We start from the raw sequence: 8803 nt of genomic DNA, 5'->3' as shown, positions 1-8803 counted from the left end.
TATGGTCTTGTTTGGTCAAAAAACGAAGCAGGTTGGCGGAAACCTGTTTACGACCCATAAATAAGATTTTCATGGAGAAATGTCCCTTATGCATTTGCTTTTTCGGTGGCGGAAGTTGTCAGTGTAGTCAATTCTTCCAGGGTGTTTATCCAAAGGGTGGGCTGGTATTCACGGCCGTATTGCTCGGGCTCGGCTTGATGAATATTGTGCGGCTTAGGCATGATGCCTATGGAGAGCCAACCCAGTTTGTTGGGTGCGACAAAATCTTTTTTGATGTTGTCGCCGATGTAAATAAAACGTTTTGCGGCCGGATATTTGTTTTGCAGGAAAACGAAACGCTTGTCGTCGGGCTTTTCCGATTGCATGGCTTCCGAAATCAAAATGTCGTCAAACAAATCGGTCAGGCCCAAGGCCTGTATTTTCAACCGCTGTGTCAGGCTGCGGCCGTCTGTAATCAGGGCGCGTGCGGCAAAAGGGCGCATCAGCTTTCGTAAAAAAGACGGTTCGACATAGGGTCGGATGGCAGGCCGATGCAGCCGATATTGCCACAAGAGTGATTGTTTCTCTAATTCGTTTAATTTGCAATGATGACACAAATTGTCGAGCCAGTCTTTACTTTTATTGTCGGCAATTTCATATAGTACGCCGGCATTGTATTGCGGATAAAGCGACGTAATCATCTCTACAACTGTCCGTATTCCGGAGCATTTGTAGTCATGTTCGGAGTAAAGCGTATCGTCAAGGTCAAAAACGATGACGGATTCTTCCGGCTTAATCATGTTCTCTTACCAAAACCTTAGCATCATAACGAAGCATGATTAAATTGTTTTCCCAGTCGTCGGAGAAGGGAATGTCTTGTTCGCCGATATATTCTTGAATCAGCCAGCCCGGATAGTTGCCGCCTGCGGCGTAGGTCAGTGGGAAACCGCCGCCGAAACGCGGGTTGATTTCCACGCCGTAGGTCGTATTGTCGGTTTTGCTGACGAAGAACTGCGCGGTAATGCAGCCGCGTGCGCCTTCCAATACGGCCATTTTTTCAACCAGCTCTTTATACAGGGCATTGCGTCGGGTTGCGCCTTTGCTGACTTCACCGGTGCGCACTTCCAAACGTTCGCGAGGAATGGCGCATTTCAGACGGCCTTGACGGTCGTAATACATATCGACGGTAAACTCGGAGAAAGTATTCTCAATATCGATGTATTGGGCGAACATCATTTTCGGGTCTTCGGTAATGTCGACAGTCAAATCAGCCGGTGTGTTGATTTTTTTCGCACCGATGGCGCGGCTGCCGTCATAAGGCTTGGCAAAACATGGGAAAACCAGGCGGTCCCGTTCGTAAATTTCAGGCGAACGGATGCCGTATTGTGCAAACAGGCCTGCGGTCAGGCGCTTGTCGCGGCACAGGGTAATCAGTTTTGCATCCGAAATGACAATATGTATTCCTTCAGCTTCAAAACGGTCACGTGCTTCGGCCAGTTTGAGCAGCTCGGTATCGATGGTTGGCACAATCAGACCGATGTCGTGTTGTTTGGCCAGCTCGAAAATGCTGTCAATGTATTCGGCTGCATCGATGCGCGGCACGCTGAAAGCGCGGTCGGCAACATGGCAGGCAGAAGACATGTGGGGGTTGAGGTCAGTAGCAAAAACGCCGATGCCGTCTGAAAAACGTGCGGCTTCGGTTTGGAAGTCCTGCACCAATTCGACACGGCGACCTGCCGACAGAATCAGTATGTTATTTTTTTTCATCAGTTTTATTACCCGTGAAATAAGGCATGGTGGCTTCTCCTTCGGCTGAGATGCCTTCTTTGACGAAGACTTTTTTAACCGTCAGGAACAAAATTTTGATATCCAGCCAAAAGCTGAAGTTGTCGATGTACCAAACATCGTGGGCGAATTTTTCATCCCATGAAATGGCGTTGCGGCCATTGACTTGCGCCCAACCGGTCACGCCCGGTTTCATTTCGTGGCGGCGGTTTTGGAAGTCGTTGTACAACGGCAGGTAGTGCATCAGCAGCGGACGAGGTCCAACTAGACTCATCTCGCCTTTTAAGACATTCCATAATTCAGGAAGTTCGTCCAAACTGGTGGCGCGTAATTTTTTGCCGAAATCGGTCAGGCGTTCGCTGTCCGGTAGAGGGTTGCCGTCTTTATCGATTGCATCGCGCATGGAGCGGAATTTAATCATTTTAAACGGTTTGCCATCCTTGCCCGGTCGCTCTTGGATGAAGAACACAGGCGAGCCTAAGTTTTTGCGGATGAGGTACACCAAAATCAAAAACACAGGCGACAGGATAATCAGCCCTGAAGCAGAGGCAATAATGTCAAACAGGCGTTTGAAAAATTTATTCATGAGCTAATCTTTCAATCAGGTTGACGATTTTTTGATAGGCAACGTCGCGTTTGAAGCGGCGGACGATTTCTTCGGACTGAACAGGATCGTTTTTGCGCTTCAAAATATCTTTGGCGGCTTGAACGAAACCGTCCACATCACCGGAACGATAGTTCGCATGCGGCAGCAGGGTAAGGACTTCGGCAACTTCGTCGTTGACCTGGCTGTTCAGAATCGGTTTTTGCAAAGCCATATAGTCGGACAGTTTGTTGGTAATCGACTGCATGGCGTAAGAGTGGATGGCGTTGACGGAAATGTCGCAGCCTTTGGCGACCGACATCATTTCGGCGTAAGGAATGTAGCCGTAAAACTTGATGCCGTCGCAGGCATATTGTTTGAGCCTGTCAAAATCGGGGCCGCCACCCATGATGTGCAATTCGACGTTTTCGCCGGCATCCAACAGCTTGCGAACGCCTTTGCACACAGTTTCCACGTCATAGCTGTAACTGAGCGTGCCCAAGTAGAAAAAGCGGGTTTTGTCGTCGCCAAAATCTTTGGCAGGCGCGGCATCGAGTTTGGGAAAATCCGCGCCGATATAAACGACTTCGCCAGGTACGTTCGGATTGGCTTCTTTGGCGCGGTCGAGATAAGTCTGCGATACGGCAACCAGTGCGTCGGCGTAGCGGTAGGCTTGGTTGGCGCGTGAAGCAAAGGGCAGCAGGTTGTGCGGTACTTTTTTCAAAAACGGTATGACCGAGGAGAAAGACTCCGGCCATACATCCTGCACATCGACAATCAGTTTGTAACCCAAACGCGCTTTGTGTTTGCCCAACAGCAGGTTGGTGGCAATCAGCGGATAGGCGGAAAAGACGACGTCTTGTTCGCCCGGACGGCAGTTTTCCAACCATTGTTCAAAATGTTTGACGAAGCGGTGATGGCTGGTCACGCGTCCCAAAGACACGTTTTTGCTGTATCCGCTTTCTTCCAACAGTATGACTTTCAGACGGCCTTGTGAGGCAGCCTCGGCATCTTCGGGCCGTCTGAAAGATTTGTCGTAGTGCTTGAAGTTGCTGGTAATCAGCAACACGTCATGCGACTGCGACAACAGCTCGGCAAGATACCAGAAGCGGTTGAAATGCGGCTCGGACGGTAGCGAGCAATAAGGGGCGACGATGGTAATGTTCATGTTTCAGACGGCCTTACATTTCGTACGCAGCCATGGTGGTGCGGTAGATTTCATCGTCGGAGCATAAGGTCTCAACGTGTTTGTGCAGGGCTTTGCCCATTTGACCGCGCAACTCAGGATGCTTGATGAGTGTATCGACGGCTTCGATAAACGCTTCGTCATCGCCGAAAGGAATGCAGTAGCCGGTTTGGCCGGTGATGACCATTTCCGAAATACCCGCCATGTTGTAGGTCACGACAGGTGTGTCGTAAAGGCCGGCTTCCAAAATATTGTTGCCGACACCTGCGCCGTGGTCGCCCACGCAATGCGGCGTGTTCACCAAAATATCGACTTCTTTGAAGTAGCCGGTCAAATCGCGGACGCCGCCGAGGAAGGTAACTTGGTCTTCAATGCCCAAACGTTTGGCTTGGGCTTTGAGGTTGTCCATTTCTTCGCCGATGCCTGCAACGTTAAGGCGTACAGGCATGCCGCGGTCAACCATTTTCTTCAAAATGTCCAGCATTAAATGCACGGCGCGGACGGTATCTAAACGGGAAAGTGTGCCCAGTTGGACATAGTCTTTGACCGTTTTTTCAGGAACGAAATCTGCTTTGTGCAGGGCGTTGTAAGTGTAGGTAATGCGGTTGGCAGGGAAACCGTAACGGATGAGTTTTTCGCGTTCGTGTTTGCAGTTGCCGATAATGTACACGCCCAGCTTGTCGAAAAGCTTGGCAATTTTCGGATAAGTTTCCGGATCAAGGCCGCGCGCGTGGTAGAACACTTTGGTTTTCGGTGAAGCGAACTTGGCCGCAATGGCGCAGGCCGGAACGATACGCGCCATTTGGCAGTGAATCACATCGGGTTTCTCTTTTTTCAGCAGTTTCATATAGGCGAACATGCCTTTGACGTAACCCAATAATCCGCCTTGGTAAAAATCGATCGGCTGCCAACGGATGCCCAATGCTTGCGCTTCCTGAATCAAAGGGCCGTCTGAAGAGGCCAATACGATATCGTGTCCGCGTTGTTTGAGCAGGCGGCCGAGGCGGAAAGTGGCGTTTTCAGTGCCACCGAGGCCGGACATGGAGGTAGTCAGGATGATTTTCATGATGGTTTCTTCGTATCGTATAGTGTTTCGTTGTATGCGTAAGCGGCCATATCTTTCAGCTTGGGCGCAACAAATACGCTGTAAATAAAAATCAGCAGGCAGGGCAGCCAGATAAACGGCATACGCAAAATGGTGGACGGAATAAAACCGGCCAGCAGGAAAATGCCCAAGGCAACCCAAGCCAAAACGCGCGATTTGCCGGTTACTGCTCGGTTTGAGGCGGTGTAGAGGAAATAACACGCCACAAAAGCAATAAAGCCGAGCAAGGAAATCATGCCGAAACCCAAATACAGCTCGATGATGAAGCTGTGTGGGTTTTCAAAGCCCAAGCTGCCGCTCAAATGGCCGCCGAAATATTCGCGGAAGTTTTTAGGACCGTAGCCGGTCAGCAGCAGGGGCGGATTGTTCCAGAAGTAGTTGTAAATCTCCTGACGGTAGGACACGGAGTTGTCGCTGCCCAAGTCGTACAGGAAAAGGTACACGCGGCTGGAAAAGCGTTCTAAGAACTGGTTGCCGTTGAGTGAGAGCAAAAATTCCGCAATCGCGCGTGACGGAATCATCGACAATACCAATGCCAGCAAACCAGCAACGCCGACCGTAATAAAACCGTTTCTGCGATAGGCCGTATAAACCAACAAAATCAACAGGTAGCAGCCGATGGCGGTACGCGATACGCTGGCGAAAATGGCCATGCCCAACAGCAGGAACAAGCCCCAGCCAAGTAGTTTTTCTTTGTGTTTCCGCCCTTGGAGTTGGAAGAAAAACAAAATGGCAGGCGCAAGGCAGACCGCGGTGGCGGCGAGGTTGTTCGGGTTAAAGAACAAGCCTTTGAGCGAGCCTTCGTCAATAGCCAACTCATCGCTGGCACTCACAAACTGAATACCGGTGGCCAGTTCTGCAAACGGCGGTACGGCGATAAACAGCGTAAATACGATGAGGAACTTCTGAATCGTCCCCAAAGGGTCGTCGGCGCGCTTCAATACTTGGTAAAACAAGTAGAAGAAAGCCGGAACCGCCATAAAAAACAAAATATCCATGTACTGCGTCGGCGTCAGCGACGTAATGCCCATGTGGATGGCGGGCCAGATGCACATGGCGGTCAGGGCGCAGAGCATGGCAAAAATCTTGCGCGGAATATGCTTGCTTTCCAGAAAAAATACGACAAAACCAAGCAGTACAAATATCAGGGTCAGCGGGTTGTCAATACGCGGTACGCCGACCTTAAAGGACAGCGCGGGCCCCAGCATATAGGCTGCGAGCATGATGTATAGAATGTAAGTGTATAAGTTCAGACGTTTTATTTTCATAGTCGTTCTGTTGTTATCGTAGAGACGTGAATCTCAGGTTGGCTATTTTGCCGAACGGTTTAATTTGGCTTTGATTTTTTCGGTCGCGGCAAATAGTGCGTGTTTGTATTTTAGGAACAGGAAACCCAGTCCGACTGCCCATGCCAGCGCGAACCAAATGTAGTTGTCGCGCGTACCCAGCCAAGTGTAGGCAAGGCAGATTATCAGGCAGAGCGTTGAGTTGGTATAAATCTTCAGGCGCGGCAAAGGCTGCCACAGGCGTGAAGAGAATTCGGTTTTAAAGATGAAAAACAGCCAAAAAGCCGTTGCGCTGGCCATAGCTGCACCTTTTGCACCAAATTTCGGTACCAACAGATAGAGCAGGGCGGTATTGACGATAAAGGCAACGATGTTGATGACAGTAATCAGCCAAGTCGAGCGGACGACGTTCAAACCGATGCCGCTGACTTCGGTCAGCGTGTAAAACAGGGGGAAGAGCATACACGAGAGCAGGATAAATTGAACCTGCGTGTATTTTTCCGGCAGTATCCAGGTCGCCATCGGCGAGAAAATTCCGATGAGGCAAATCATTGCGCTGATGAGGACGGTCATGGAAAGCGTGATGTCGCCGATTTTGTCCAGATTGGTTTTTTCTTCTACCCATTTGAACACCAAAGGCGCCCAAATGGTGGAGAACACGCTTTGGAAAATCAAGGCGACGGCACCAAAGCTGACCGCCATTGAATAAATACCCAACTCGTCCAAGCCTGAGATGTTTTTGAGGACAAAACGGTCAATCGAAGTCAGCCCCCAATAGGCCAAGTTGCCGAATGCCAGCGGCAGGCCGTAGCGTAGGCCGTCCCGATGCAGATCGGACGACCATTTTGCATGGGAAACGGCTTGCAAGTCTTGGCGCAGCTGATATATCAACAGTACAACGGTCAGCACTTGGGCGGCGGTGTAGGCAAAAACCAGCGAAGTGGTATTGGCGGGCAGGCCGGAAGCAATCACGGCAAAAACCAACACCAAAATCAAAAATTTCGGCGCAAGCTGGCTGAGTGAAAAAGCCAGTGCCTGCTCTTTCATCCGCAAAATCAAGGCTAAAAAACGGATAATCAGCGTGGTGGCCAAGAAAATCAGGAAAAGAATCCCCAAATTCGCACTGGGGATGTCGAAAATGATTTCAGACGGCCATGATGCGTTTATCAGCAACACTAAAACCACAACCGCCACCGTCAGAATCAATGGCGATAAAAAAACGGATTTGAACAGCGCGGCCTTGTCTTTAACGGCGTAATAGTCGCGAATATAGGACTGGTCCAGCCCCAAGCCCAAGAGCAGAATGCTCAGTCCGGCAATGGTCTGCAAGAGTACGATACGGCCGATGTCTTCCGCAGGGAAGTACCATGAGATGAGCGGCAGGGAAAGCAGGCCGAAGGCGGCGCTTCCTACCGGGCCCAATGCGTAGCCGAGGATTTTTTTCGCGTTCATATTATTTGTTTTCAGACGGCCGGAAGTTCGAGCTGAGCGTTTTTCGTAAGAGATGCGTTGTTACCGTTGCCGGTTTCCCAAGGCCGTCTGAAAAACAAATGGCCTTGGGAAACCGGCCGCCGTCCCGGTCGGGGAAACCGGAGGCAGCCGGATGCGTCTGAAGCAAGATTATGCTTTGATGACTTTAGGATTTTTCACTGGGAATTTGCCGCGCGTATCGACAATCAGTTTGGCATGTTCGGTGATCATGTCATAGTCGAATTTGTCGTGATCGGTGGTCAGAACCACGCAGTCGTATTGGGCGACAGTTTCAGGGGTCAGCGCTTCACTCTTCAAGTCGAAGTAGTGGTGGCCTGGGATGTGTGGGAACTCTGGAACGTGCGGGTCGGAGTAGGAAACCACTGCGCCCAGTTTGTGCAGGCGGTCCATCACTTCCACAGACGGGCTTTCACGCATATCGTCCACGTTTTTCTTGTAGGCGATACCCAATACCAAGATTTTGCTGTCTTTGATAGAACGGTTGTGATCATTCAAAGCCAGGCCGACTTTTTCGATAACGTAGTCGGGCATGTGGGAGTTCACTTCACCTGCCAATTCGATGAAACGGGTGTTTACGCCGTATTCGCGTGCTTTCCAAGTCAGGTAGAACGGGTCGATAGGGATACAATGGCCGCCCAAGCCAGGGCCTGGGTAATAAGCAACGAAGCCGAACGGTTTGGTTGCAGCGGCATTGATGACTTCGTGAATGTCGATGCCCATTTTGTCGGCAACGATTTTCATCTCGTTCACCAAGCCGATGTTTACGGCGCGGTGGATGTTTTCCAAAAGTTTGGTCAGCTCTGCCGCTTTGGTGGAGCTTACTGGAACAACTTTATCGATGGCAGGTTGGTACAGCGCCAGGCCGACTTCCAAACAAGCAGGGGTATGGCCGCCGATGACTTTTGGAATGGTACGGGTTTCAAAGTTAGGGTTACCCGGGTCTTCACGCTCAGGAGAGTAAACCAAGAACACGTCTTGACCGACTTTCAAGCCGCCTTCTTCCATGCGCGGCAGCAATTCTTCTTCGGTAGTACCGGGGTAGGTAGTGGATTCCAAAGACAGCACTTGGCCGGCGCGCAGGTAAGGTTTTACCGCATCGGTAGTGTCGATCACAAAGCTCATGTCCGGCTCGCGGTATTTGTTCAGCGGAGTCGGTACGCACAAAATGACGGCTTCTACTTCGCCGATGCGGGAGAAGTCTGTCGTTGCTTCAAACAGGCTGTTGGAAGCAGCGGCAATTTTGTCGGAAGGGATATGCTCGATGTAGCTTTCGCCTTTGTTGAGCTTGTCGACTTTGTTGGTGTCAATGTCGAAACCCAAAACTTGGTAACCGATATCCACATAGCGCAACATCAGTGGTAAACCGACGTAGCCTAAGCCAACGATGC

The 8803-nt window shown here is 50.6% G+C and carries 8 protein-coding genes; all 8 read right to left on the bottom strand.

Going from position 1 to position 8803, the window contains the following annotated elements; genetic code table 11:
* Window positions 1–86: 86 nt before the first annotated feature.
* The 8 genes from ACTHUM_RS10065 to ACTHUM_RS10030 all read right to left on the bottom strand — a co-directional run bounded on the left by ACTHUM_RS10065 (window position 87) and on the right by ACTHUM_RS10030 (window position 8801).
* A complete protein-coding gene (locus tag ACTHUM_RS10065; protein WP_070695475.1) occupies window positions 87–779 on the bottom strand; it encodes an HAD family hydrolase in 693 nt (230 codons plus the stop codon).
* Complete coding sequence (locus tag ACTHUM_RS10060; protein ID WP_070695473.1) at window positions 772–1746, bottom strand: ATP-grasp domain-containing protein; 975 nt, start codon at window positions 1744–1746, stop codon at window positions 772–774. Before ACTHUM_RS10060 ends, ACTHUM_RS10065 begins: the two co-directional genes overlap by 8 nt.
* Window positions 1733–2350, bottom strand: a complete 618-nt coding sequence (locus tag ACTHUM_RS10055; RefSeq protein ID WP_004520870.1) for a sugar transferase — start codon at window positions 2348–2350, stop codon at window positions 1733–1735. The genes ACTHUM_RS10060 and ACTHUM_RS10055 overlap by 14 nt, the downstream gene beginning before the upstream one ends.
* Window positions 2343–3515, bottom strand: coding sequence for a glycosyltransferase (locus ACTHUM_RS10050; protein ID WP_070503970.1), 1173 nt, complete (start codon window positions 3513–3515; stop codon window positions 2343–2345). Before ACTHUM_RS10050 ends, ACTHUM_RS10055 begins: the two co-directional genes overlap by 8 nt.
* A gap of 13 nt (window positions 3516–3528) precedes the next feature.
* Complete coding sequence (locus ACTHUM_RS10045; protein ID WP_070503967.1) at window positions 3529–4599, bottom strand: glycosyltransferase family 4 protein; 1071 nt, start codon at window positions 4597–4599, stop codon at window positions 3529–3531.
* Entirely contained in the window at window positions 4596–5906 is a 1311-nt protein-coding gene (locus tag ACTHUM_RS10040; protein WP_070503964.1) for an O-antigen ligase family protein, read from the bottom strand. The genes ACTHUM_RS10045 and ACTHUM_RS10040 overlap by 4 nt, the downstream gene beginning before the upstream one ends.
* 42 nt (window positions 5907–5948) lie before the next feature.
* Window positions 5949–7376, bottom strand: coding sequence for an oligosaccharide flippase family protein (locus ACTHUM_RS10035; RefSeq protein WP_070695471.1), 1428 nt, complete (start codon window positions 7374–7376; stop codon window positions 5949–5951).
* Between the two features lie 168 nt (window positions 7377–7544).
* Window positions 7545–8801: a nucleotide sugar dehydrogenase gene (locus tag ACTHUM_RS10030; protein ID WP_440402843.1), complete on the bottom strand. Its 1257-nt coding sequence runs from the start codon at window positions 8799–8801 to the stop codon at window positions 7545–7547.
* Window positions 8802–8803 lie beyond the last annotated feature (2 nt).

It is taken from the genome of Neisseria sp. P0021.S006 (assembly GCF_051956895.1).
Note: the sequence above shows the minus strand (reverse complement) of the source record. Positions and strands in the feature narration are given on the sequence as shown.

Excerpts from the sequence above, each read along its gene's own strand:
- ACTHUM_RS10065 (WP_070695475.1), bottom strand. The coding sequence starts at position 779 with ATGATTAAGCCGGAAGAATCCGTCATCGTTTTTGACCTTGACGATACG.
- ACTHUM_RS10060 (WP_070695473.1), bottom strand. The coding sequence starts at position 1,746 with ATGAAAAAAAATAACATACTGATTCTGTCGGCAGGTCGCCGTGTCGAA.
- ACTHUM_RS10055 (WP_004520870.1), bottom strand. The coding sequence starts at position 2,350 with ATGAATAAATTTTTCAAACGCCTGTTTGACATTATTGCCTCTGCTTCA.
- ACTHUM_RS10050 (WP_070503970.1), bottom strand. The coding sequence starts at position 3,515 with ATGAACATTACCATCGTCGCCCCTTATTGCTCGCTACCGTCCGAGCCG.
- ACTHUM_RS10045 (WP_070503967.1), bottom strand. The coding sequence starts at position 4,599 with ATGAAAATCATCCTGACTACCTCCATGTCCGGCCTCGGTGGCACTGAA.
- ACTHUM_RS10040 (WP_070503964.1), bottom strand. The coding sequence starts at position 5,906 with ATGAAAATAAAACGTCTGAACTTATACACTTACATTCTATACATCATG.
- ACTHUM_RS10035 (WP_070695471.1), bottom strand. The coding sequence starts at position 7,376 with ATGAACGCGAAAAAAATCCTCGGCTACGCATTGGGCCCGGTAGGAAGC.